Origin of the sequence: Neolewinella xylanilytica (assembly GCF_002934605.1) — a bacterium.
GTDB lineage: Bacteria > Bacteroidota > Bacteroidia > Chitinophagales > Saprospiraceae > Neolewinella > Neolewinella xylanilytica.
Map to the genome: position 1 here is coordinate 2,371,281 of NZ_PTJC01000005.1, position 22,925 is coordinate 2,394,205.

At 57.8% G+C, this 22,925-nt stretch carries 23 protein-coding genes; 9 read left to right on the forward strand and 14 right to left on the reverse strand.

Annotated elements, in window-relative coordinates:
- Nucleotides 1-12: 12 nt before the first annotated feature.
- Nucleotides 13-1,860 carry a hypothetical protein gene (locus CLV84_RS09210; protein WP_104419422.1) on the forward strand — a complete coding sequence of 616 codons (1,848 nt, stop codon included), beginning with the start codon at nucleotides 13-15 and terminating at the stop codon, nucleotides 1,858-1,860.
- Nucleotides 1,861-2,206: 346 nt separating this feature from the next.
- Here CLV84_RS09210 and CLV84_RS09215 read toward each other — a convergent pair whose 3' ends face one another.
- The 3 genes from CLV84_RS09215 to CLV84_RS09225 are packed head-to-tail and all read right to left on the reverse strand — an operon-like array spanning nucleotide 2,207 to nucleotide 4,079.
- Entirely contained in the window at nucleotides 2,207-2,749 is a 543-nt protein-coding gene (locus tag CLV84_RS09215; protein ID WP_104419423.1) for a cob(I)yrinic acid a,c-diamide adenosyltransferase, read from the reverse strand.
- Nucleotides 2,746-3,777 (reverse strand): UDP-3-O-(3-hydroxymyristoyl)glucosamine N-acyltransferase, encoded by a 1,032-nt coding sequence (gene lpxD / locus CLV84_RS09220; RefSeq protein WP_104419424.1) that lies wholly within the window; start codon nucleotides 3,775-3,777, stop codon nucleotides 2,746-2,748. Before lpxD ends, CLV84_RS09215 begins: the two co-directional genes overlap by 4 nt.
- 17 nt (nucleotides 3,778-3,794) lie before the next feature.
- A complete protein-coding gene (locus CLV84_RS09225) occupies nucleotides 3,795-4,079 on the reverse strand; it encodes a hypothetical protein (protein ID WP_104419425.1) in 285 nt (94 codons plus the stop codon).
- A gap of 85 nt (nucleotides 4,080-4,164) precedes the next feature.
- Between CLV84_RS09225 and rfbD the strand changes: the two genes are divergently transcribed.
- A complete protein-coding gene (gene rfbD / locus CLV84_RS09230; RefSeq protein WP_104419426.1) occupies nucleotides 4,165-5,043 on the forward strand; it encodes a dTDP-4-dehydrorhamnose reductase in 879 nt (292 codons plus the stop codon).
- Here rfbD and argB read toward each other — a convergent pair.
- Nucleotides 5,040-5,807: an acetylglutamate kinase gene (argB, locus tag CLV84_RS09235; RefSeq protein ID WP_104419427.1), complete on the reverse strand. Its 768-nt coding sequence runs from the start codon at nucleotides 5,805-5,807 to the stop codon at nucleotides 5,040-5,042. The two genes, rfbD and argB, sit on opposite strands and share 4 nt — an antisense overlap.
- Before the next feature lie 9 nt (nucleotides 5,808-5,816).
- Nucleotides 5,817-6,791, reverse strand: a complete 975-nt coding sequence (locus tag CLV84_RS09240) for a TraB/GumN family protein (RefSeq protein WP_170067636.1) — start codon at nucleotides 6,789-6,791, stop codon at nucleotides 5,817-5,819.
- A 120-nt stretch (nucleotides 6,792-6,911) separates the two neighbouring features.
- On the opposite strand from CLV84_RS09240, the gene CLV84_RS09245 reads away from it, so the two are divergent.
- Nucleotides 6,912-7,334: a DoxX family protein gene (locus CLV84_RS09245; protein WP_104419429.1), complete on the forward strand. Its 423-nt coding sequence runs from the start codon at nucleotides 6,912-6,914 to the stop codon at nucleotides 7,332-7,334.
- A 5-nt stretch (nucleotides 7,335-7,339) separates the two neighbouring features.
- Here the strand turns inward: CLV84_RS09245 and CLV84_RS09250 are convergent, their stop codons facing one another.
- Nucleotides 7,340-8,107 (reverse strand): enoyl-CoA hydratase/isomerase family protein, encoded by a 768-nt coding sequence (locus tag CLV84_RS09250; RefSeq protein WP_104419430.1) that lies wholly within the window; start codon nucleotides 8,105-8,107, stop codon nucleotides 7,340-7,342.
- Nucleotides 8,108-8,335: 228 nt separating this feature from the next.
- Between CLV84_RS09250 and CLV84_RS09255 the strand changes: the two genes are divergently transcribed.
- The 4 genes from CLV84_RS09255 to CLV84_RS09270 all read left to right on the forward strand — a co-directional run bounded on the left by CLV84_RS09255 (nucleotide 8,336) and on the right by CLV84_RS09270 (nucleotide 12,186).
- On the forward strand, nucleotides 8,336-9,499 hold the full coding sequence (locus CLV84_RS09255) for a homogentisate 1,2-dioxygenase (protein ID WP_104419431.1): 1,164 nt from the start codon (nucleotides 8,336-8,338) through the stop codon (nucleotides 9,497-9,499).
- Complete coding sequence (fahA, locus tag CLV84_RS09260) at nucleotides 9,492-10,676, forward strand: fumarylacetoacetase (protein WP_104419432.1); 1,185 nt, start codon at nucleotides 9,492-9,494, stop codon at nucleotides 10,674-10,676. Before CLV84_RS09255 ends, fahA begins: the two co-directional genes overlap by 8 nt.
- 78 nt (nucleotides 10,677-10,754) lie before the next feature.
- A complete protein-coding gene (locus tag CLV84_RS09265; protein WP_104419433.1) occupies nucleotides 10,755-11,648 on the forward strand; it encodes a flavin reductase family protein in 894 nt (297 codons plus the stop codon).
- 115 nt (nucleotides 11,649-11,763) lie between these two features.
- Nucleotides 11,764-12,186, forward strand: a complete 423-nt coding sequence (locus CLV84_RS09270) for an acyl-CoA thioesterase (RefSeq protein WP_104419434.1) — start codon at nucleotides 11,764-11,766, stop codon at nucleotides 12,184-12,186.
- Between the two features lie 54 nt (nucleotides 12,187-12,240).
- Here CLV84_RS09270 and CLV84_RS09275 read toward each other — a convergent pair whose 3' ends face one another.
- Both CLV84_RS09275 and CLV84_RS09280 read right to left on the reverse strand, forming a co-directional pair.
- Nucleotides 12,241-12,846, reverse strand: a complete 606-nt coding sequence (locus tag CLV84_RS09275; RefSeq protein WP_104419435.1) for a DUF4136 domain-containing protein — start codon at nucleotides 12,844-12,846, stop codon at nucleotides 12,241-12,243.
- A 167-nt stretch (nucleotides 12,847-13,013) separates the two neighbouring features.
- Nucleotides 13,014-13,454, reverse strand: coding sequence for an Hsp20/alpha crystallin family protein (locus CLV84_RS09280; protein WP_104419436.1), 441 nt, complete (start codon nucleotides 13,452-13,454; stop codon nucleotides 13,014-13,016).
- A gap of 187 nt (nucleotides 13,455-13,641) precedes the next feature.
- On the opposite strand from CLV84_RS09280, the gene CLV84_RS09285 reads away from it, so the two are divergent.
- Both CLV84_RS09285 and CLV84_RS09290 read left to right on the forward strand, forming a co-directional pair.
- Nucleotides 13,642-15,537: an AAA domain-containing protein gene (locus CLV84_RS09285; RefSeq protein ID WP_104419437.1), complete on the forward strand. Its 1,896-nt coding sequence runs from the start codon at nucleotides 13,642-13,644 to the stop codon at nucleotides 15,535-15,537.
- Between the two features lie 81 nt (nucleotides 15,538-15,618).
- Entirely contained in the window at nucleotides 15,619-16,110 is a 492-nt protein-coding gene (locus CLV84_RS09290; protein ID WP_104419438.1) for an FKBP-type peptidyl-prolyl cis-trans isomerase, read from the forward strand.
- 81 nt (nucleotides 16,111-16,191) lie between these two features.
- On the opposite strand, the gene CLV84_RS09295 is transcribed toward CLV84_RS09290, so the two are convergent.
- The 6 genes from CLV84_RS09295 to CLV84_RS09320 form a co-directional block, all read right to left on the reverse strand.
- Nucleotides 16,192-16,692, reverse strand: coding sequence for a CIA30 family protein (locus CLV84_RS09295; RefSeq protein WP_170067637.1), 501 nt, complete (start codon nucleotides 16,690-16,692; stop codon nucleotides 16,192-16,194).
- A gap of 126 nt (nucleotides 16,693-16,818) precedes the next feature.
- The gene (locus CLV84_RS09300; protein ID WP_104419440.1) at nucleotides 16,819-19,149 is read right to left on the reverse strand and encodes a GH92 family glycosyl hydrolase; all 2,331 of its coding nucleotides are present in this window, start codon (nucleotides 19,147-19,149) and stop codon (nucleotides 16,819-16,821) included.
- Nucleotides 19,150-19,228: 79 nt separating this feature from the next.
- Nucleotides 19,229-19,543, reverse strand: coding sequence for an L-rhamnose mutarotase (gene rhaM, locus CLV84_RS09305; protein WP_104419441.1), 315 nt, complete (start codon nucleotides 19,541-19,543; stop codon nucleotides 19,229-19,231).
- Between the two features lie 283 nt (nucleotides 19,544-19,826).
- Nucleotides 19,827-20,630 (reverse strand): prohibitin family protein, encoded by an 804-nt coding sequence (locus CLV84_RS09310; protein ID WP_104419442.1) that lies wholly within the window; start codon nucleotides 20,628-20,630, stop codon nucleotides 19,827-19,829.
- A gap of 31 nt (nucleotides 20,631-20,661) precedes the next feature.
- The gene (locus tag CLV84_RS09315) at nucleotides 20,662-21,495 is read right to left on the reverse strand and encodes a tetratricopeptide repeat protein (RefSeq protein ID WP_104419443.1); all 834 of its coding nucleotides are present in this window, start codon (nucleotides 21,493-21,495) and stop codon (nucleotides 20,662-20,664) included.
- A 259-nt stretch (nucleotides 21,496-21,754) separates the two neighbouring features.
- Nucleotides 21,755-22,801 carry a GntR family transcriptional regulator gene (locus CLV84_RS09320; protein WP_104419444.1) on the reverse strand — a complete coding sequence of 349 codons (1,047 nt, stop codon included), beginning with the start codon at nucleotides 22,799-22,801 and terminating at the stop codon, nucleotides 21,755-21,757.
- Nucleotides 22,802-22,925: the final 124 nt, after the last annotated feature.

Here is a 22,925-nt window from a genome sequence, read left to right on the forward strand (position 1 = left end):
AAACCAAATGCCATGCTCAAAAGTACCGCTCTGGGTCTGGGCGCATTCTTTTACATTTCGATTCTCGTAGCCCAGTCCGGTCCGGGAGGGGTCGGCAACGCATCCACCAATGGCCTGTGGTTACTCGCCGACGAGATTGTCCAGCCCAACGCATCGGCCGTCGTATCCTGGGAGGACCTTTCGGGAAATGCCAATCATGCCAGCCAGGTAACCGCGTCACAGCAACCGGTTTACTACTCTACTAGCGCACTGAACGGGATGCCCGTAGTCCGGCTTGACGGTTCCGACGATCGCCTAATCGTCGACGATGTTGACATACTGGACAATACCAGTAGTATCTCCTACTTTGCCGTGATCCGCCCCTACAACCTGAACGGGCAACCCAAGGGGATTCTGGGCAAGCGCATCACCTATACTACTGACATAGAATATGCCTACACCTGGTTTTTTTGGGATAACCGAAGATTGAACCTCGATGTCCATACCCAAAACGACCGCATGGCCTTCCCCGGACTGACCTTCAATAATTCGACGAATTACTTGTTGAGCTGGGATTTTGACGGCAGCCGTGCCCAGGCGGTACGGTCGACGATGTACGTGGACGACACCCATCGGTTCGCGTTCAGAGAAACCAGTACCCACCTCCCGAATAGCAACCAGGTACTCGCCATCGGCGGCCTCAACGACAACTACACCGGATATTTATCGGCGGATTATGCCGAGGTCATTCACTTTAACTACGCGCTCAACGATCTGGAACGCCTGCTGGTCAATAACTACCTGGCCGGTAAGTACGGCCTGCCCCTGACGACATCCGATGTGTACAAGCAGGACAACCCCGAAAACGGCAACTATGACTTCGACATCGCGGGTATCGGACGCATGAATGCCACTTCCGCCGTCACGGAAGCGCGGGGCTCCGGGGTCCTGACCATTCGAAATCCCGACGATTTGGATGCGAACGAGTATCTACTCTGGGGGCACGATGGTGGCGCGCTTACATTTAGCAGGACGAATGATTTGCCACCCCTTACGAATTCTCTACTGGCACGGACCTGGCGCATCAGCGAGACCGACCTCACGAACGTACCCGTATCGGTCGGGTCGGTGGACGTGGCAATAGAATTGCCGGGGTACGACGCGGCGGAGGCGGGCAGACTGGCGTTTATCGTGGATACCGACAACGATGGCAGCTTCTCCGATGAGGTGCCCAGCGGCGGAGTTACCCACCTTGGGGGAAACACGTTTCAACTCAACGGATTAGCTGGTCACCGGGACGGTAGTCGATTGACCCTCGGCTTGCTTTCATACGATGCCTCGATCGCCCTGCCCGTCGACCTGCTGACCTTCGAAACGGTTCGACAGGAGGAAGATGAGACCGTTGTGTTGGAGTGGGCGGTTGAGAACGAGCAGGACCTGGCCTACTACACCGTAGAGCGATCTCTCGACGGTAGCAACTGGATTCCCCTGGTTACCGTGCGTCCCCGGGCAGTCGGTTCTGCGCTGGCCACCTACCGGTATGCAGATACCTCTTCACCTGGGGGGGAGCTGTACTACCGTCTCCGTATGAATGACATCGATGGCCGTCATCACTATTCCGAGGTGCGTCGTCACTATTTAACACCAACCCGTACCGCCGTACTCTATCCGAATCCGGTCGTATCGGTGATGTGGCTAACCGGAAAGGGAATGAGCGAGGAGAAAATTCGGTGCTACGATGCAAGAGGTGGCGATGTGACTCACCGGTTGGAGATTAGGCAGCTCGGTGATAACAAGGTGGAAATCAGGGCCGAAGCGCTTCCCGGCGGCATGTATCTGCTGGTCCACGGAGCCGATAGGCGGTGGATGCAAAAGCAATGAGCCGAGAGTGTATCCAGCTGCACTAGGGGTGGCGCCAGCAGTATAAAACAGGGTGATACGTGTTCTTGTAAAAATTATTATGCGGATTGCGTAGAAATCCGTATATTAATAGTAATTTTACAATAGCACTTAAAGCAATACATATGGACTTCTTCGCTCTCGCACTGATCTGCATGCTGATCCTGGCAACACTTGCCCTGATCCTGTATACGATTTACCGGCTGATCGTCGGCATCGGTACCCCCGCCCACTAAATTTACCCGTATCGAAGCAACATTTACTTGACCAGAGCTCCACGAGCTCGAGGGAGGCTGATGGCTACATCGGCCTCCCTTTTTTTTACGGCTTATTCCGCCAACCACTTGATCTCCGCGATTCCGCCTAGCTTTCCCAGGTACCGGGCTAGCACGAAGAGGTAATCGCTCAACCGATTGACGTAAACTACGGCGGTGGTGTCCACTCCGTCAAGGACGACGATCCTGCGCTCCGCCCGCCGACAAACGGTCCGCGCCAAGTGGGCAAAACTTACCGCCTGAGATCCCCCCGGTAGGATAAAGTGCGTCATTTTTGGGAGACTACGGTCCATTTCATCCATGTATGCCTCGAGCGCGGTAGCGGCGTCGGCGGAGAGCCGGTAGCTTCCTTCCGGCCGGTCGTCCGCCAGCATGGCGCCGAGCGAGAATAACTCCCGTTGGAGTTCGAGGAGCTGTTCGCGAATGTGCATGTAGGTCGACTCGCCTTCCGGTACGTGATCCCGTAATACTCCCAGGCAGGCGTTTAGCTCGTCCACTGTTCCGTATGCTTCCACCCGTAGGTCGGCTTTACTGACGCGACGGCCGCTGAATAAGCCGGTTTCCCCGCCGTCGCCGGTCCGGGTATAGATCTTCATTTTTCGAGGATTTTTTCGAGTTGGGCCACTCGTTTGTAGAGTTCCGGCAAACGGGAAAACACGATCGAGCTTTTAATCCAGTCGCGGTAACCGAATGCCGGGGAGCCCGCCAGTGCCTGGCCGGGTTCCTTGATGTGGCGGGCGATACCGGACTGGGCCTGGATGTTGGTACCGTCCGCGATGGTCAAATGCCCGGCAAACCCAACTTGGCCACCGATGCGGCAGTTGGCACCGATCTTGGTTGAGCCGGCTACACCCGCCTGGGCGGCAATGACGGTATTGCGACCGATTTCTACGTTATGGCCGATCTGGATCAGGTTGTCGAGTTTAACGCCGCGGCGGATAACGGTGGAGCCCATCGTGGCCCGATCGACGGTGGTATTCGAGCCGATCTCCACCTCGTCTTCCAGTACCACGTTGCCTACCTGGGGTACTTTTTGGTTGTTCCCCTCTCCGTCCGGCAAGAAACCGAAGCCATCGGCACCGATCACGACGTTGGCGTGTAGGATGCAGTTGTTGCCTACCACGCAGTCGCGCAGAATTCGGGCACCGGGATATATGGTGCAGTTGTTCCCGATCCGCACGTTGGGCCCGATAAACACCTGGTCGAGCACAACGGTCCCGGCACCGATGAATGCTTTCTCGCTGACGACGGTGAATTTTCCGATCCGTACCCGCTCCCCCAGCCGTGCCGTAGCGTCCACCGCCGCGTGCTGGCTGACTTGCCGCACCGTCTGGGCGGCCTCATCCTGCTGGTACACCTGCAGGAGGCCGGAGACGGTTTCGTAGACGTTGTCCACCCGAAGCAGGGTAGGGGAGATCGGTTTTCGCGGCTGGAAGTCGCGACTTACGAGCACGGCGGTCGCTTTGGTTTCGTAGAGGTGGTGTTCGTAAGCGGGGTTGGCCAGAAAAGTGATCTGGCCGGAGCCGGCTTCTTCAATACGTGCCGGACCGGTGATGATCACCTCCGGGTCGCCATCGATGGTGGCGTCAATCATCCTGGCCAGGGCGGCGGCGGAAATTTGCATAATGAGCTTTAAGGTAATTAGATGATCTGGGGAAGATCCGTATTCGGATCCTCCGGTGGGGTGATCCGGTGAAGTACTTCGGTCTGGATGCGCTGCATCTCGGTGAATTGCCGCAGCACCGCCGAGCGAAAGTCCTCGTTCACGTACGCCCGCAGATGCCCCATATTCGACAATCGTTCCCCCTTTCGGAAGCGGTAGATCTGGGTGATGCCTCCGAGCTCGAACTGTACCGGATAGCGACCGTCGTTTTCGAAAACGGTGATTTGCATCCGGGGATCCGGCAACCGACCAATTATGCGCATGCAGCAATCATTTGCAGCAAAAGTAGGGAAAGGCGGGCCAATGCATGCAGTGGCGGTCCTGGCGCAATCTATTACCTTTGCGGCAATGAAAAGAGTAATGATCACGGGGGGCGGCGGACAGCTCGGTCAAAAACTGATCGGGGCCGCGAAGTTGGCTCCTCAGGACTGGCGGATCTTCGCCTACAATCGGTCTACCCTCGATATCACCAAAAGTGAGGATATCGAGGCGGCCCTGGCGGAGGCGCGGCCCGACGTCTGCTTCAATGCCGCGGCCTACACCGCCGTCGACCGTGCCGAATCGGATGCGGAGAAGGCAAGATCGGTCAACGTGGAAGGAACCCGCCGGCTCGCACTGGCCTGTTACGAAGCCGGCATCGACTTTGTCCATTTCAGCACCGATTACGTCTACGCCGACGGCTACAATCGTCCGCTCACCGAAGCGGATCGCACGGAAGGCACTAGCGTGTACGCCAAAACCAAACTGCAGGGCGAACAGGAAGTGCTCCGTTGTCACCCCAATGCGTACATCATCCGTACGAGTTGGGTCTACGCGGAGTACGGCGAAAATTTTGTCCGCACCATGGTGCGCCTCGGCCGGGAGCGCGAAGAGCTGAGCGTTGTCTGTGATCAGGTCGGCTCGCCGACGTACGCGGCCGACCTGGCCGCCGCGGCGATCAGCCTGGCTACCTCGGGCGCCGAACCGGGAGTGTACAACTACGGCAACAGCGGCGTGTGTTCCTGGTATGACTTCGCCAAGGCCATTCACGAGATGGCCGGTATAATGTGCCACGTCAAACCGATTCCCTCCAGTCAGTATCCCACCCCGGCCCGCCGGCCACACTACAGCGTGCTCGATACTCGGAAGATCGGTAACGTAGTCGGAACGCCGCGCCACTGGCGGGAGGCCCTCGCCGATTGCATGGCACGTTTAGAAAAGATCAGCGCCGCAGCGGCCCCGGTTTAGGAACTTTGGATGCGGGTTCCCCGCCCCGACCGCAGGGCCGCGATATTGCCGATCACCACGCTGTCGACACCCCCGTCGATCGCCCGGAAGGCGTTGTCGAGTTTGGGGATCATGCCGTCGCTGATGACGCCCGTCGCACGGTATTCCGCGTAGGTGTCCCGGTTTAGGTGGGGGATAACGGATTCGGGATCGTTGATGTCCTGAAGCACCCCCGGCAGTTCGAAGCAGTAATCCAACCGTACCCGGTGACCGGCACCCGCCAGGGCCTTGGCGGCTTCGTTGGCGATGGTATCCGCGTTCGTATTGAGCAGTTGACCGTGTCGGTCGTGGGTAATGGGGCAAAGTACCGGTCTTAGTCCCAACCGCAGCAGGGCGTCGAGCAGTGGCGCGTTTACGGCTACTACGTCGCCGGCATAGCCGTAATCGATGTCACCCGCCGGCCGTTTGGTTGCCAGCACCGCGTTGCCGTCCGCGCCACTCAGGCCGATGGCATTCGTGCCCCGCGACTGCAACTGGGCAACGATATCCTTATTGATGGTACCGGCGTAGACCATGGTGACTACCTCCAGGGAAGCTTGGTCGGTAATGCGCCGGCCATTCGTCATTTTGGGTGCCATCCCCATTGCGCGGAGCACTTCGTCAGCCCGCCGACCACCCCCGTGGACTAGCACGGCGGGCTCGACCAAACCGGAGAAGTAGTCCAGCGCTTCGTACAGGGTGGCAGGGTTGTTGAGGACGTTACCGCCAATTTTTACTACGACCATGGCGCAAAACTACTCATAAACCGGCTCCACGCTGTATCCCTCGGCCCGTAGTAAGGCGATAACGCCGTGCTCACCGCCGAGGTGGCCCGCACCCACCGCGTACATCGACGGTAGCGAAGCAAGCCGATCGATGATGTTGGGTACCCAACTTTCGTTGCGCCGGATCACTAGCATCTCCTCGAAATCCCCGAAGCCTTCGCTTTCACTGGTGATGAGGGCCGACATCTCGGCTACCGATTTCCTTTTGTACATATCCACCATCTGGTCGAACTGGCTGTCTCCTTCTTCCATCTGGGAGCCCATATCGTTTTCGATGGCCTGGAAGAGCATCTCCGCCTGAACGGTGTAGGGGATGCTGTCAAACAGCCCAAGCTGAAAATCTATGGTTTCCAGCCCGCTGATTTGCTTTTCGCCGGCTTCGGCAATCTTGGTCAGCTCCAGCTCGTAGCTCTTGGTGCCACCCTCCTCGGCGCCGCCACCGAAGGGGTTGCCCGCACCCATATCCTGGCCGACCATAGCGGAAAGGAACATCGGCTTCATGCGCTCGAAAAACATGAAGGGAAGCCCCATGTCGGTGAAGTACGTCTTCACGCTGTCGTACCGCGCCGCCGGGAGCAGGTCCCGCAGGGAGGTGTCGTTGCGCATGTTGATCTTATTCATCATGCCCATCATAGTGGCGGGGTTCGTCATTTCCCGGGGGTCGACCTCAAAGAGGACCTCGTCAACGTCGTTCATCGACTGTATGACGTGGCTTTGGAGGAAATAATCTTCGGCGGGGATGAGGTGGATCGTCCCGAACAGGTAGCTCGGATTCGATACGTTAGCGCCCGATATCCGCCAGAGCAGACTGGTATCCTCGGTAGTGGGAATTTGAAATACGGCCTCGCTCCGGTCTAGATCCGTCGGGGCGGTTCCCTGAGCGTCGACGGCGGTAGTAAACGTCAGACCGAATAGGGCCAGAAAGGCTTTAACGGGAATGGACATGCGCATTATCAAGAGCTTGAGCGGCTACCCGCCGCCGGTTGTAAAAAGGCGCCGGGCTTGGAAAAGTTGATCGAACAACTCTCGCTGCCGCGTCCCCGCCCTAATCGTACCTTTGCGCAAATGCAACACATCTTCGATCTTATCGGCCGGATTCTGCTTTCGTTCATCTTCTTTTTCGAGGCTTACGATTACTTTGCTTTCGAACAGCTGAACCGGCGGGCGATGACCATCTACGGGTTGACCTGGAACCAGGATTTTCTCCTGTACGGTGCCATTCTCCTCCTCTTCCTCGGGGGGCTGATGATACTGCTCGGCTACCGGATGCGATTCGGCGCCTTGCTGCTGCTGGTTTACTGGATTCCGCTAACCTTTATCGTGCACGATTTTTGGAATGAGGGGGAGGGAACGGAAGCATTTCGGCTCCAAAGCCTGTTCTTTATGAAGAACCTGGCCATCATGGGCGGCCTGCTCCTGGCGGCGACCCACGTTAGCGGTAAGTACCGCCTCCGGCGTCTCTTCGCTACGACAAACGTGCGTAGCTAAGGGCATTACCTGAGCTTACTCACGAACAGCTCCATCATGTGCTTGAAGACCGGATCGCTGAAATCTTCGGCGATGACGTCCACCATTTCCTCGATTTGGTAGTCCACCGACGCGAGTAAGCCCCGGCGCAAATATCGTTTGGTTCGTTTAAATACCGGCGGATGCACCCCCGCCAGCTTCCGACAGTACGCCGTAGCCCGCGGAAGCACCTCGTCGACCTCAAGGGTTTCGTGCACCAAACCGTGACGCACCGCGTCGTCGCCGGTGTACATCCGCGCGCCCTGGATGTCGGCCCACGCCCGGGCCTCACCGAGGTAATACGCGTAGATGTCCGCCATCATCCGCGGGATCTGCAGGCTCATGTTGAACTCGTTCATCCCGACCGTGTGTTTTTCCCCCCTGGCCATAATCCGGTAGTCGGCCGTCAGGGCGAGGATCGTTCCCCCCGCCGGGGCGTAGCCGGTGATAGCCGCAACCATTGGTTTGTTAAAGCGGACCATCGTTTGTAGGGCAGACAGGTAAGCAGAGAAAAATTCGGCGAGCTCTTCCTGGTTGCTGGTGGCCAGCAGCATTACGTCCAGGCCGGCGCAGAAGCAGTGGGGGCGCCCGGCGAGCACTACCCCGTCAACGGTGTCGTTCCCGTCCAGTTCTAAGAATACGGACCGGAGATCCTGTGCTAAAGCCGTGTTAATGGCATTGACCTTGCCGTTGGCGAGGGTCACGGTGGCCAATCGGTCGTCGATGGTTAGGTCAAGCGTAGAAAAATCAGGCATAGCGGTAAGTTAATGCGTTTTGGTAGCCAAGGCGATGTACCCACTAGTATACTTGTTGGACATTATAGCGGCTCCGCGTATTTCTCCATACATGGTAGCTAGGGAAGGGGGCCTTGCTATTTAGCCCGAGGGGTAAAAGCAGGTGAAACGGAAATGTCCGATGGGATGTCCCATTTATACACAATTCTGGGTCAAATAACGTTGTCCTAACAACAAAGTCACTGAATCATGCCAATTTACCACCATCTGGGTAAGCTGCCTCCCAAGCGGCATACGCAGTTTCGAAAAGACGACGGCAGCCTCTACTTCGAGCAGTTGTTCGGCACCGTCGGTTTCGATGGGATGTCTTCCCTGATGTACCACGTCGGTCGCCCTACCCAGGTACGAAAGATCAACGGAAAGACGGACCTGAGCCCCCGGATCGCCGAGGAGAAAACCATCACCGCCCGGAAGCTGATCGGTTTCGACGTCGCTCCCGCCGATGATTTTCTCGAAGCCCGAAAACCGCTACTCGTGAACGGAGACGTTCAGGTAGGCGTCGCCGCGCCCCGGCACAGCCTCCGCGCCTACTTTTATAAGAATGCGGATGCCGACGAACTGCTCTTTATCCACCGCGGTACCGGCACCCTCCGTACGTTTCTCGGTAACATCCCGTTCGAGTACGGCGATTACCTAATCATTCCGCGGGGAGTGATCTACCAAATTGATTTCGATACGGAGGAGAATCGGATCTTCTTCGCCGAATCCACCGACCCGATCTACACGCCTAAGCGATACCGTAATCACTTCGGCCAACTCCTTGAGCATTCGCCCTTTACGGAGCGTGACTACAAGTTACCCCGTGACCTGGAAACCCACGACGAAAAGGGTGAATTTATCATTAAGATTAAAAAGCAGGGTATGCTCCACGAGCTGGTTTACGCCAGCCATCCCTTCGACGTCGTGGGGTGGGACGGGTACAATTATCCCTATGGCTTTAGTATCCACAATTTCGAGCCCATCACCGGTCGCGTCCACCAGCCGCCCCCCGTCCACCAGACTTTCGAGACAAAATCCTTCGTAGTTTGCTCCTTCTGTCCGCGGATGTACGACTACCATCCGCAGGCGATTCCGGCGCCCTATAATCACAGCAACATCGACTCCGACGAGGTCCTTTACTACGTCGACGGCGACTTTATGAGCCGCACCGGTATCGGGCCGGGCTATCTCACGCTCCATCCCGGGGGAATACCGCACGGACCGCACCCGGGCACCTACGAGGGCAGCATCGGCAAGAAGTCTACCGAAGAACTGGCGGTCATGATCGACACCTTCCGTCCGCTGCAGGTGACCGAGGAAGCCGCTAAGATTGACGACGGGAAGTACTACCAATCCTGGTTGGCCCATGAATGAGGTACCGATTCCCCGGGGTTCCGATTTCACGCTCGCTAACCTGCCGTTCGGCATCTTTTCCACACCGGGTACTTGCCCGCGGGCGGGGATTCGCATTGGCGATCACGTGTTGGATCTGGCGGCCCTTGCTTCCAAGCGGGTTTTCGATTTCGACGCGGAAGTCTTCTCGCGGCCCGTGCTTAATGATTTCATCGCACTGGGCCGGGAGGTAACGGACGGCGCCAGAGCGCAGGTGCAAGGCTGGCTAAGCAGGCTTCGTGAAGGCCCCGTATCCATCGCCGAACTTCTACCGATCGGTGGCGTACACATGCACCTCCCGGTACGGGTCGGTGATTATACCGACTTCTATTCCAGCATCGAGCACGCCACCAACGTAGGCCGCATGTTCCGCGATCCGGAGCATGCGCTGTTACCGAATTGGCGGCATCTGCCGGTTGGGTATCACGGTCGCGCCTCCAGCGTGGTCGTCAGCAACACACCCATTCACCGCCCTTCCGGTCAAATTATAGCACAAGGATCGCGGTTGCCTGTGTTTCAGCCTTCCAGGCGGCTCGATTTCGAGCTGGAAATGGCTTTCGTTGTCGGCAAGGATTCTACTCTGGGGGAACCCATTGACATTTCCTCCACGGACGAATACATTTTCGGCATGCTACTCTTCAACGACTGGTCGGCCCGGGACATTCAGCACTGGGAGTACGTGCCGCTCGGACCCTTTTTGGGCAAGAGCTTCGCCTCGTCGGTTTCCCCCTGGATCGTACCGATGGCTGCCCTTGCACCCTTCCGCACCAGCGGCCCCCCGCAACAGCCGGCGCCCCTGCCGTACCTGCGGGCGGAAGGCAACAACAACTACGACATCCATCTGGAGGTCGCGGTAAACGAAACGATCGTATGCCGGTCCAACACCCGCTACCTTTACTGGAATATGCGCCAACAACTCGCTCACCACACCAGCAACGGCTGTAACGTCCGGATTGGCGATCTGATGGCCTCGGGTACTATTTCCGGCCCGGATGCGGGTAATTTCGGCTCCCTTCTGGAAATCACGGAGAACGGCACCAAAGGGAATTTTCTCCAGGACGGGGATACGGTAACGATGACCGCCCACGCCGGTGAGGGAGACCGACGGGTTGGTTTCGGCGCGGTGACGGGAACGATTTTGCCCGCCCGATCTGCATGAACCCTACTGACCTTCCATCGGATATATTTCTAGCGGACTTACCGCATCACGCTTAAATTATTTCCCGAAACCGATACCATGACTTTAGATCCCGCCGCCCTTCCCACCAAAGACCTGTACGGATTGCTATCCACTGCCGTCGCCCCCCGGCCGATTGCCTGTGCCGCTACCGTCGACGGTGCCGGCCGCGTCAACCTGAGTCCCTTTAGCTACTTCAACGTTTTCAGTACGGTACCGCCAATCCTGGTGTTTTCGCCGATTCGCCGGGGAAGGGACGGTAGCGCGAAGGATACGCTCGCGAATGTCCAGGAGGTAGCGGAGGTCACGATCAACGTTGTCAACTTCGACATGGTCGAGCAGATGTCGCTGGCAAGCACGGAATACGAAAAGGGCGTCAATGAGTTTGAGAAGGCCGGCTTCACGGCGGTGGCCAGCGAAATCGTCAGGCCGCCCCGGGTGGGGGAGTCGCCGGTAAGTTTTGAATGCACGGTAGATCAGGTAGTTCCCCTCGGTGAGGGTGGGGGAGCCGGCAACCTCGTAGTCGCGCGGGTAGTTCGCATTCACCTCGATGAGGCCATGCTCGACGAGGCCGGCGTATTGGATACCGTCAAGCTCGACCTGGTAGCCCGGATGGGCGCGAGCTACTACTGCCGGGCAACGCCGGCTAGCCTCTTCGAGATCCCTAAACCGTTGCGAAATATGGGGATGGGCGTCGACGGATTGCCCGAACACATCCGGTTCAGCGAGGTCCTCACCGGTAACAATCTCGGTCGGCTCGGAAACCTGGAACGGCTGCCGGAAGCGGAGCAGCTGCGGGCGGTTTCCTCCCTTTCGGAAGTTGTTGCCGCACGCGCGGGGGGGCGAAATGCCCTGCACCGCCTCGCCCAACAATATCTGGAGCGCGGTGAAACCGAGAAAGCGCTGGCCGTCCTGCTGCTGGAATTGGATGGGAGTTCCCCAACCGGGCAGTGATTTACGTTGCACCCGCGCCCCGGCGCCCTCCTTTCATGTTGGGAAGCAAACCGGATAACGAGGAAGCACCCGAACGACAGGATCCGGAGTAAGAGCCCGTACTATCTTGCGGACTATGAAAATTTCTACCGACGACTTTAGGGTACTCCACCGTTTTCCCGTGCACTGGGGGGATATGGATAGTGCGCAGCACGTCAATAACCTCGTCTACCTTCGGTGGGCCGAAACGGCGCGCGTACTTTACTTCCGGGACATTGGTATTAACATCGATTTTGGGCCGGGGGATACCGGGGCGATCCTGGCGTACCAGGATTGTAAGTATACTTTTCCCATGCGGTACCCCGATACCGCGCTGGTGGGTACCCGGACGATCTCCGTCGCCCCGGATCGCTTCACTATGCAGACGGCCATCTTTTCGGCGGAGCACCAGCGCCTGGCGGCACTGACGGAGCAGGTCATCGTCCCCTATGACTACGGTACTTTAGCGAAGGCGCCGTTGCCTTCCGCCTGGGTAGAGCGAATCGAGGCAATCGGATAAAAAAAAGCCGTCACCGGGTGGTAACAGCCTTTTCAAAGTCTTGGTAAGGGTGACTTATTTGCGGGCACGGCCCTCGATGGGGTACTCGTCGAAAATGTCGTCAACCAACTGCGCGATCTCCTCCGTGGTGGAACCGCTGTAAATGGCTTCGGAGGTCATGCCTTTCCAGACGGTGTTGCGGCTTTCGCGGTCGACCAGACTGATGATCAGCGTTCCTTCGGTGTAGTTGTAGGTATCGGTGTCGTAGCCCACTACCGACCCGTAATTGTAGAAGTCGTTGTAGTAATAGTTGTTATAGTAGGGGCTAACGGTGTTGACGCCGTAGGTTCCGTAGGGGTAGGTAGCGTACACGGGATCGGTTGTGGTTTCTACTTCCTGGTTTCTTTTGACGCTGATGAGCACCAACAGATCGGGGTTATCCCGGTCCATCTGGTAGCCTTCTTGTTGCATCTGGGTGTTGACCGTTTCAATAATGCGTTGGTTCACTTGCTCCTGATCGAGGTTGGAATCCTGCATTTCAATATCCGCATTTGGCAGGTAGGCGAATGTCCGGTACTTACTCAGATCGGCGTTCGTAGGTTGAGCGGTAGTAACCTGGGGTCCACAGCTGACAACGAAAAGGGCAAAAACGAATAAAGTGATGGTAGTTAAAATCTTCATAGTGTTATAGTTATAGGTTGCAAATCTTGCTTGTGATTGGAAAACACAGTGCAGGGGGTGATGTTCCCTTTAATACCTTAATCCGGTGTTAAAAGCCCTATTAACACAAATAAAAAGGGTCCGACCGAGCGGTCGAACCCTGGTTCATGGACAAAACATGGGGCAGTCTAGGCGACTTCGATTTGCCGTGCCGGCTTCTCCCGGGCGGTTTCCCGCTTGGGCAGTCGTAGTCGCAGAATGCCATCCTGATAGGAGGCCTCGATCTGCGCATCGTCAACGATCTGGTTGTCCAGGTTGAAACTGCGCTGGAAGGATTGATAGCTGAATTCGCGGCGGGAATAACGGCCGTTTTCGGTTTCGTCCTTTTCTTCGTGCCGTACCTCGCTGCTGATGGTCAGCCGGTTGTTGTGTAACTCAATGGTGAAGTCGTCCTTATTCATGCCGGGCGCCGCCATTTCGACGAGGTATTCGTCACCCGTTTCCTTGACGTTAACCGAAGGCAGGGTAGTGGTGGTGCTGGAGAAGTTACGATCTCGCCAGTTGAACAGTTGATTCCAGTCATCATCCAAAAATCTGGAGACGACGGGCAAAATGCTATTGCTACGCATGACTCATGGATTTAAATGAAAGAATGAAATGTCGATTTCCCAATTTGCAAATTTTATGCACATTTGGGCAAAACTGAATTTTTGTCAGCGGAACGCAAAGTTGGCCGGCCAAGGCCCTGTCAAAAGTTATCGCGTTTGTCATGCAGCTAGACACAACCTTGTACGCGTGCCAATCCTTTGGGGTTAAATGACGGACAAGCAAATAGCCGAGATTGCCCGACTGCGGGAGTTGATCGATCTGGAACGGAAGGAAGAGCGACGCCTGCATTTAGAAGTCATCCAGGCCATGCCATTGGTGCAGCGAGTGGAGAAGGGGTACAGCTGGTATCCCGTTCAGGTACTGGAATCGGACTACGGCATTGGCGAACGGCCCTACGTCATCCTGAGCCGGGAGGGAGAAGAAGCCCACCAGTTCCGGGCCGGTACCTCTGTCAATCTCTTTACGGTACAACCCGAAGCTGAATCGCCCCAGCGCAGCGGGGTAATCCAGTACGTCAAGAAGAACCGGATGAAGATCATCCTGGGCGGAGAAGAAGCGCCTTCCTGGCTGAACCGCGGCGGGGTGGGGGTGGACCTGATGTTCGATGAGCGCACCTACGTGGAAATGGACAAAGCCATGGAGCGTATCGCTTCGGCCCGCGGCGACCGGACCGCCGAGCTCCGGGACGTGATTATGGGCGAACGGCCCACTGAATATTTACCGGTCCCCCATTCCGCAGTGGCCGATCTGTACGAGCTCAACGACAGCCAGCGGGAGGCCGTTCGGGAAGTGCTGGCCGCCCGACATTTGAGCCTCATCCACGGACCGCCGGGCACGGGGAAGACCACCACCCTGGTGGCGGCGGTGAGCAAACTGGTGGAAACGGAATCTACCGTCCTGTTCTGTGCGCCGAGCAACAGCGCGGCCGATCTGGTCACCCTGCGGATGGCGGCCCGGGGTATCCGGGTAGTCCGAACGGGCAACATCAGCCGGGTAGAGGATGACGTCATGCAGCATACCCTGGAGGTGCAGTTAGCCGGTCATCCGGATACCAAGCAGATCAAGAAGTTGCGACAGGAGGCCGCCGAGCTGCGGCGCAAAGCGTCGCGCATGCGGGGCGGCCGCGACAAGGGGATGACCTTCGCCGAAGCCGGTCGGCTTAGTGGTTGGGCCCGCCAGCTCGAGGATCATGTACTCGACCACGTGCTGGATAGCGCCCAGGTGATCGTATGCACCCTGGTAGGCGCGGCCAGCTCGGTGCTCGGCGATCGCCAATTCAAGACCTGCATCATCGATGAGGCCGCCCAGGCCCTCGAGCCGGCTACCTGGATCCCCATTGCCAAATCGAACCGGGTCGTTCTGGCGGGGGATCCCTTTCAGCTCCCTCCGACGGTCAAGAGCAAGGATGCCGAGCGGGGCGGTTTCGGGGTGACGCTGCTGGAGAAGTGCCTCGCCGTTCACGGCCGGAATGCGCTGCTCAACGTCCAGTACCGGATGAACGAGCGCATCATGGGCTTCAGCAATGAATATTTCTACGCGGGTAAGCTGATGGCCGGACCCGGCATCGCGGAGCGTACGCTACCGGGGGTGAGCCTGCAGGAGAGCGTCGTCTTCATCGATACGGCGGGCACCGGCTTCGAGGAGAAGCTGCATCCCCAGTTCAAGAGCCGGTACAACGATGGGGAGATCGACCTGCTGATCGAGCATCTCATCCTCTTGCGCGGTAGTATCCCGCCCGAAGCACCGCTGCCCCGGGTGGCGGTGATCAGTCCGTACCGCGAGCAGGTAGTGCGCGCGGAGGAACGCATCGAGGCGGTGGCGACCCTGGACGAGCTCGACATTACGGTCAACACCGTGGACGGATTTCAGGGTCGCGAGCGGGCCGTCGTGTATCTCTCGCTGGTCCGCAGCAATACCCGGAGCGAGATCGGGTTTTTGTCCGATTACCGCCGCATGAACGTAGCCCTGACGCGGGCCAAACTCCAACTGGTAGTGATCGGCGACAGCGCCACCATCGGTAACGACCCCTTCTTTGGCGGTTTCCTGGAGTACGTCGAACGCAGCGGGACGTACCAGACGGCCTGGGAATATATGGCTAGCTAAATCGAATCAATTAGGTCGGAAGGCTTACGATTGCGGGGGATGGAAAAGTAGTAGCTTTGCCGCCCATTAAAACCCTATGGTATGTTTAACCTGCGTTTTCTACTGATTTTACCCGTCCTCGTGTTCGTGACCAGCTGTGGTAGCGACGATGACATCGAGCTGCCTCCCTGCGAAAGCGAAACGATTTCGATCGAAGCGTTTGCTGCCGCGGACACCATAATGTATTCGGAGCTTGACACTACCGGCTTGTTATATTTCATCGTCGATTCCGGCACGGTGGAGCGGCCTACCGAAACGAGCACCGTCGTGGCCAACTACCGCGGCATCTTTACCGATGGCCAGATTTTCGACCAGACCAACACTACCGCCGGACCGGCCACTTTCGCGTTGTCCAATGTGATTGAGGGTTGGCAATTGGGGGTACCACTCATCGGAGAAGGAGGAGAAATTCGCCTGTTGATTCCTTCGGAACTCGCTTACGGAAGCCAGCCGCGGTACGATCAATTTCAGCGCTGTGTTATTCCCGCGAATTCCGACCTGGTATTCGATATTCGGTTGGAGGAGATCCGCTAATTGGGCGCCGGAGCGCGGGTGGCTAGCCGACCTGACACATCGGATGTCTGACGTTTTGTCAGGGCCTGACACATCCGATGTCTAGCGGCTGGCCACCCCGATCCAGTCCAGCAAAACCACGAAGTCCTGCTCCTTCCCGTTGCCGATCATGAACTGCAGTTTGTGGACCGGCCCCCCGTCGAATTCCGGTACGTCGACCGGTTCGCCGTGGTGCTTGGCTTCCATTATCCCGAAGGGAATGGTCACCGTTTGCCACTCCCCGGAAGTCGGGAAGGTGGCCTCGTGCATGAATTCCTGGTCCCGCTTCGACTGTACGCGTAAGGTGTAGGATTTTCCGTCGCCCTTGAGCCGGACGGTAAAGGCTTTTTCCCCGCTCACGTCGGCGTCTCCTTCCAGGACACGCTCAATGGAGGAAAAGCCCCCGTCGTTCGCCAGGGAAACGTGACCGTAGAAGCGGCCGTGTCCGTCGTCGGTAACGGTGAAGTGGCCTTCGGATTGGCCTCCCATAACTACGTCGTCTTCTACCTCCCACTCATCGGTGGAGTCGGGAGTGAAGTCGTACAGGCGGTTAGAATTTTGCATAAGGAAGGAGCTAAGGAGGAGAAGCGGGAAGAGGAGATTCGGCATGGCGTGGATGACCGCAGAGGCGGCACGGCTGTTTTGGTAGAAGCCGGGCCGGGGGGCATTATGTTCGATATGGATAGCCGCCTACTTTTCCGTACCCCAGGCTTTGTTGGGTTCCGGGCCCACGGTCAATTCCAGAAGGCCACCTTCCCGGTAGCGGGCGAACGGTAGGGTGACCCGGCTCCAATCCTGGCCGTTGAGCCGGGCGGATTGCAGAAAAAGGTTCCGGCCAGGGTCACCGGCAGTGCGGATGGTGAAGGTGGCTCCCGGGTAGTAATCGGGGTTCAGCTGTATAGCCACCTCATCGAAAAGCGGGGTGGTGATCTCGTAACCGGGCTCGGTTGCCGCGGCCCCGTCGACGCTGAACAGCCCGATCGCCATCAGCACGCCCAGGGCTCCCATCTGTCCCTGGTCTTCGTCGCCGTGGTAGCCCCCGTAAGGGTCGGTATCCGCGTACCGCTCCTTCACGGCCCGTACCCACTTCTGGCTCAACCAGGGAGCGCCGGCCTTATTGAAGAGATGGGCCATGCCGGTACTGGGCTGATTGGCGTAGTCGACCCAGTTGACCGCATGGTTTTTGTCGTTCGCTCCCTGCCAGTTTGCCTGCTGCTTTTCGAAGCTGGCGTTCAGCCGGCTCACGTAGGCTTCCCGGCCGCCGAATAGCCTAATGAGCCCCTCGGTATCGTGGGGAACGTAGAAGGTGTAGATCGCCGAATTGGCCTCGCAGAACCCCCGGGCGCTGAACTGGTCCTGCTCCGCAACGGGAGCGAAGCCTTCCATCCAGCTGCCATCGAGTTCCCGGGGCCGCATCCAACCGGTGCGCTCGTCCCAGAGGTGGCGATAATTGGTCGACCGCTCCGTAAATAGGGCATCGTCTTCCTCCTTTCCCAGTTTGCGGGCGAGCTGCGCCAGACACCAATCCTGGTAGGCATATTCCAGCGTCATGGAGGCGCCGTCCTTGTGGTAACCGTTGCCGGGCAGGCCTTCGGGCACGTAGCCCCGGTTGACGTAGTAGTCCATGCCGCCGCCCAAGCGGGTATGGTGCTCGTAGCCGGCCTTATCTCGGATGCCGCCGGGGAAAGCGTTCTTGCGCAAGCCGGCGTATACCGTATCGACGTCGAATCCGCGGTGAATGCCGTGGTTGATCGCCGTAGCGAAGAACGACGCCGCCGGATCCCCGATCATCACGAAGGTGTAGTTACCGCCGGAAGGCCCCCGCGGGATCATGCCGCCATTCTGGTACATCGCCTGCATCGTGGCGCCGAAGCCGTCCATCCGCTCCGGGTAGGCCAGGGCCCAGAGGATGTTGAGCGACCAGTGGCTGCCCCACCAGGCGTCGAAGTTGTAGTGGGGAAAGCGGGGGCTACCGTCTTCGGCGAGGGGCATCGTCCGCACGATGGTTTGCTCCCCCGTATTATCGGCGTACTTGCCATCAAAATCACTGACGATCCGGCGACCCAGCAGGCTGTGCCACAGGTCGGTATAGAACTTTACCCGGTGTGCTTTGGAGCCGCCGGTGACCCGGATCTTTCCCAGTTCTTCGTTCCACTCCCGCCGGCTATCCTCCACCACTGCGTCGAAATCCCAGTGATCGAGCTCCCGGACCAGGTTCTGCCGCGCCCCGCCGACGGAGGTATAGGATAGGGCCACCTTCAATTGCAGGCGCTGCAGGGTATCCGCGAAGCTGAGGTAGGCCCCCGCGTCCTTTCCGCCCACGGAACTGATCCGGCCGGGAAGCGGCTGTCCGTTCACCCAGCCCCCGAAGGCCTTCATTGGCGTATCGGTGCGCGCGACGAAGTACACGGTGAAGGGCTTCGGCCGGCGGTTGGTCGGGCCCATCACCGCAAAGCCCTCGATCTCGGTGTCCGATACTAGGCGGACCTCGGAGTACAGGGTGGAGTCGTGCGCCAGAAAAGTCCCGGTGTCGAAGTAGAGGTACCGGTCTTTCCCGTCGTTCGAGAAGCCATAGCGATGCATCCCCACCCGCGTGGTACTGGTCAATTCCGCCGTGATGCCGTAGCGATCTAGGTAGAGCCGGTGGTAGCCGGGGCTAACCTCCTCGGTGTCGTGGCGGAAGGGCGACTGGTAATCGTCCGGTCCGTGATGGCCGCGCATCTCGCCCGTGGCGGGCATGACGGGTATGCCGGAGATCTGCCAACCATGGATGTGGCTGAAGCCCTTAACGGAAGTGCTGTCGTAGAGGTAGCCGCTTTCCCAGCTGCCGCGGAGCTGGGTGTCCGGACTAAGGTTGACCATTCCGAAGGGCCGGCTGGCGGAGCTGAAGTAGAACCAGCGCGACTTGTGGGTGTCGATCAGGGGATTCACCAAAGCGGCATAATCCGTGGTATCGGCGGGTTGGCTACGTACCGCGGGAAGGAGCAAAAAGTAGAATTGGAGTAGGATCAGGTACCGCATGTATCGACTTTGCCGAGAAGGTACTGCACCCGCGCTCCGGCGCAAAAAATATACCTCGGGTACCGGGCCACAAAAGGCCTTAATCGAGGTGAAAAACTTCGCGCAGGTCGTGGCTCACCGGGCTGCCGTCGGGATGGGTTTCCATCAGCGGTTCCATGTATTTCCACCATTTGCGGCAGGTATCGGTGGTCGCAATAGCCGCCCACTGGGCTTCCGACGCAACTTCCGCGTAACCGAAGAGGGCGTTGGTCTGGGGGTCGAGAAATATGGAATAGTTGCTTACCCCGTGTTGGTGCAGTACTTCGGCCAGCTCGGGCCAAATGGGGTTGTGCCGATCTTCGTACTCCTCGGTGCGATCGGGGTAAACGGTCATACGGAATGCCTTTCTTATCATATACCCAGTTAGTTGCGTTGGTGTACTTGTAACGTTACTTTAAGGGAAGACTCGCCGCTTTCCCCCAAGTGGGTCTCCATTTGTAGGCCACCGTAAGGTAGCCCCCCGCTGTTCGGAATAGCAAACGGGGGGGCATCGGGTACCGCAAAAAAAAAGCGCCACTCGCAGGGAGTGGCGCCGATAACCCCAAATGAAACGGTGATGAAGGAATACAACAGCTTAAGGCATGTCACACTAGTTTAGGTGTTTACGTCGGGGTGATGCGGGTGGATAGGCACTGGGCTTAGCGGCTGGCCGCCGTCAGGTTCCCCTCCTCGGTGATCATTACGGGCAGGTCGCCGTCGGAAACGATGATCTTGGCGTTGGGCGATTGGGCGAGCTGGAGGAAGGCTTCGATGGACTTGTAGCGGAGGACGGCCGGAGTCAATCCCTCGGCGATGATCAGCTGGGCGTCGCGGATGCCTTCCGCTTCGATCCGTCGCTGCTCGGCCTGCTGCCGGGCCTGGCTCAGAATGAATTCCATACGGAACGACTGCTGCTCCGCTTCGAGCTTTTCTTCAATGGCCCTGGCCAGGTTGTTGGGCAGCTGGATCGACTTCACCAGGACGGTTTCGATGGAGATACCCCGACCTTCCAGGTTGGTTTCCATCTGCTCCTTAATTGCCTCCTCGATGATGGCCCGTTGACCGGTATGCATATCCTTGGCGAAGTACCGGGCGGAAACGTCAGCTACGGCGGAACGGAAGACCGGAAGGATGACGGCGCGCTCGAAGTCCGGACCGATCCTCCGCAAGACATCCGGTGCGAGTTTGCCTTCCAGGTGGTAGAGAATGGATATCTCGGCGCGGATATTTAGTCCTTCCTTAGAGGGAAGATTAAGTTCTACCTCCATATTTTCGGTTTGGGTGCTGACCTTGACGACGGTGGAGGTCAGGGGGTTGAATACTTTCACCCCCTGGGTCAGTGGCGTATCGCGGTATTTTCCAAGCGTGCGCACCACGCCCACTTCGCCCTCCCGGACGACGGCACAGCTGGAGAGCAGTATGGAAATCGCAATAACACGGAGTAGGTTAAAGGATCGGTACATGGCTAACGGGTTTGTGGTTGATGAGAAAATATCAGTAGGTACAGAGACCGGTAAGCATTTCCAGGGCCGGCGGGTAACCCGCTTGCTGGCTGCTCTGCAGATCGGCGCAGCCGTTCGTTAGGTTGTTGAGCAGGATCTCCACCAGCCCCCGATTGTACCGTAACTCCGGCCAGTTGCCACCGCTCAGTTCGGCATCGTTGTAATACTGGAGCGCCTGATACAGATCCTGCCTGAGCAGGGCCAGGTTGCCCATCATCATGGCCCGCCACGGCTCGCTCTGATCGATAGCGAAGCCATGGGCGGACAACCGTAGCACCCCCTCATCGCCCGTAGCCTTCATCCGGAGAAAGGTTATAATGGGGTCGTGCGCATCAACGTCGAGATGGCGTACCCGCTCCGCGCGGTATTCCGTGGGCGAAGGAGTTTGTGCCGGGCGGGTGGAGGACTGTCCCGGATAGTACCGGCCGTCAAACCAATCCGCTGGGTAGAGCGCGATAAACGGGAGTAAGGAAAAATTTCGCTTCGCGCCGTAAAATCTTGCCGCTATGGGGTTCAGCTGCATCGCACGGTCCTGGTCGCGACGGGCCTCCGTTGCCCGACCCAGCCGGTGGAGCAAATTGGCCCTGGCGGTGAGGGCGGGAACCCAATCCGGCTGCTGTGCCAACATGGCATCGAACAGGGCCACGGCCTCATCCACCCGGCCGGCCCGGATCAGGAGTTCGGTCTCCGCCATTTGGCCCAATGGTAGTCCTGCAACGGTGGCATGGGTGCGTACCGGCATGACCGGTGCATCGGACTGACCGTCAATACCCGAGGAAAAGGATAGGATGAGGGTCGTGACCAAAAATACCAGGTGGCTTGCCATAGCTGATGATCTTTGGGAATAGAATACCTAGCAATATCAATAGTTTTACTATTGCCACCGCGCGCTTTAATATTACAATTCATTGACGAAACTATATTTCACCATTTAGCTTAAGGGGATACTATAAGGGGTTATTTCCCATTATTCAGAAATATATTGGGATAATCGCCTTGGACCGATTACTCGCTTTCTCAGTCACTAGGTGTTGGCGGCCTAAAAAGTTCCGTTTCCCGACCGCGATTGGTGAATGCGGTGGTCCTTAAAGTGATTCCCGTTCGATGTACCGGAAGGGGTTCTTTACCTTTTCCACCCGCCGGTCCAGCATCAGGTCGGCGGCGATGATTCCCATCGCATCGAAGTCGGTGGATACCACGGTAATACCCAGGAGGTCCTTCAACGGGGTTTCGTTGTAGGAGATGACCCCTACGTCTTTCCCAAGTTCGAATTCCTTGTCGCGGATCTGCTTCACCAGGTTGACCAGGTCGGATTCGACGATGACGATGAACAGGTCGCCACGGTGCAGAATGGTGTCGTCGTAGATTTCGTCGATGATTTCGAAGGTCAACTCGAATTCGACGCAGAACTTCCGGAAGCCGTGTAATATCCGTTTCGGGTAGGGATAGACCGATTGTTGGGGGTACACCATGATCAGCTTTTCATACCGCCGGATGTTTTCTAGCCCCTGTTTCAGCGCTTCGTAGATGTCCTCCTGAAAGTCCTGGTAGACCTCCGCGTAGTCTCCCTCCAACCGCAGGTGGTTGTTGTCCATCACGATCAGCTTGTTTTTCGGGATCTGGTTTACGGCTGCCAACACCTCCGGGGTATAACTCGCGTGGGCTAGTTCCGGAGTTTTAAAGTGGGGCATGATCACGAAGTAATCGTAGGCATTGAGGTTTCTCGACAGCAGGCTGAGAAAGATGGTTTCGTCGCAGTGGTACACGTGCAGATCGGTATGGGCTACCCCGGCCACCCGGCTTACGAAGCTGTTGTAGATCCGCATTTTGTATGAACTCAGCTTGTTGATCAGGAAAAGCACGTTAACCTTGGAGAGCAACTTGGTGCGGGTGATGTAGAAACCCTTGCCCTTGACGGAAGTAATGATGTTCCGCTCCTTGAGGATATTGTAGGCCTTTTCCACCGTATCCCGGGAGAGATCGAAGGTCTCGCTGAGCGCATTGATGGACGGGATCTTATCGTCGATCCGGAAGTTCCCGCCGGCAATGTTGTCGATAATGCCGTTGACGATCTGCTGGTACTTCGGAATGCGGGACTCCTCGCTGATTTGAAAGTGATCGGTTATTTGCATGCGGTGAACGGGGCTGCGGAGGGTGGGGGCGCCGGGGCGCGGGTGCCAAAGGTGTTATCGAAGGGCAAGGTAACCTGCTCAAGCAGCTATCACAAGCCCCGGATGCTTCGGTTGGGCCAGAACA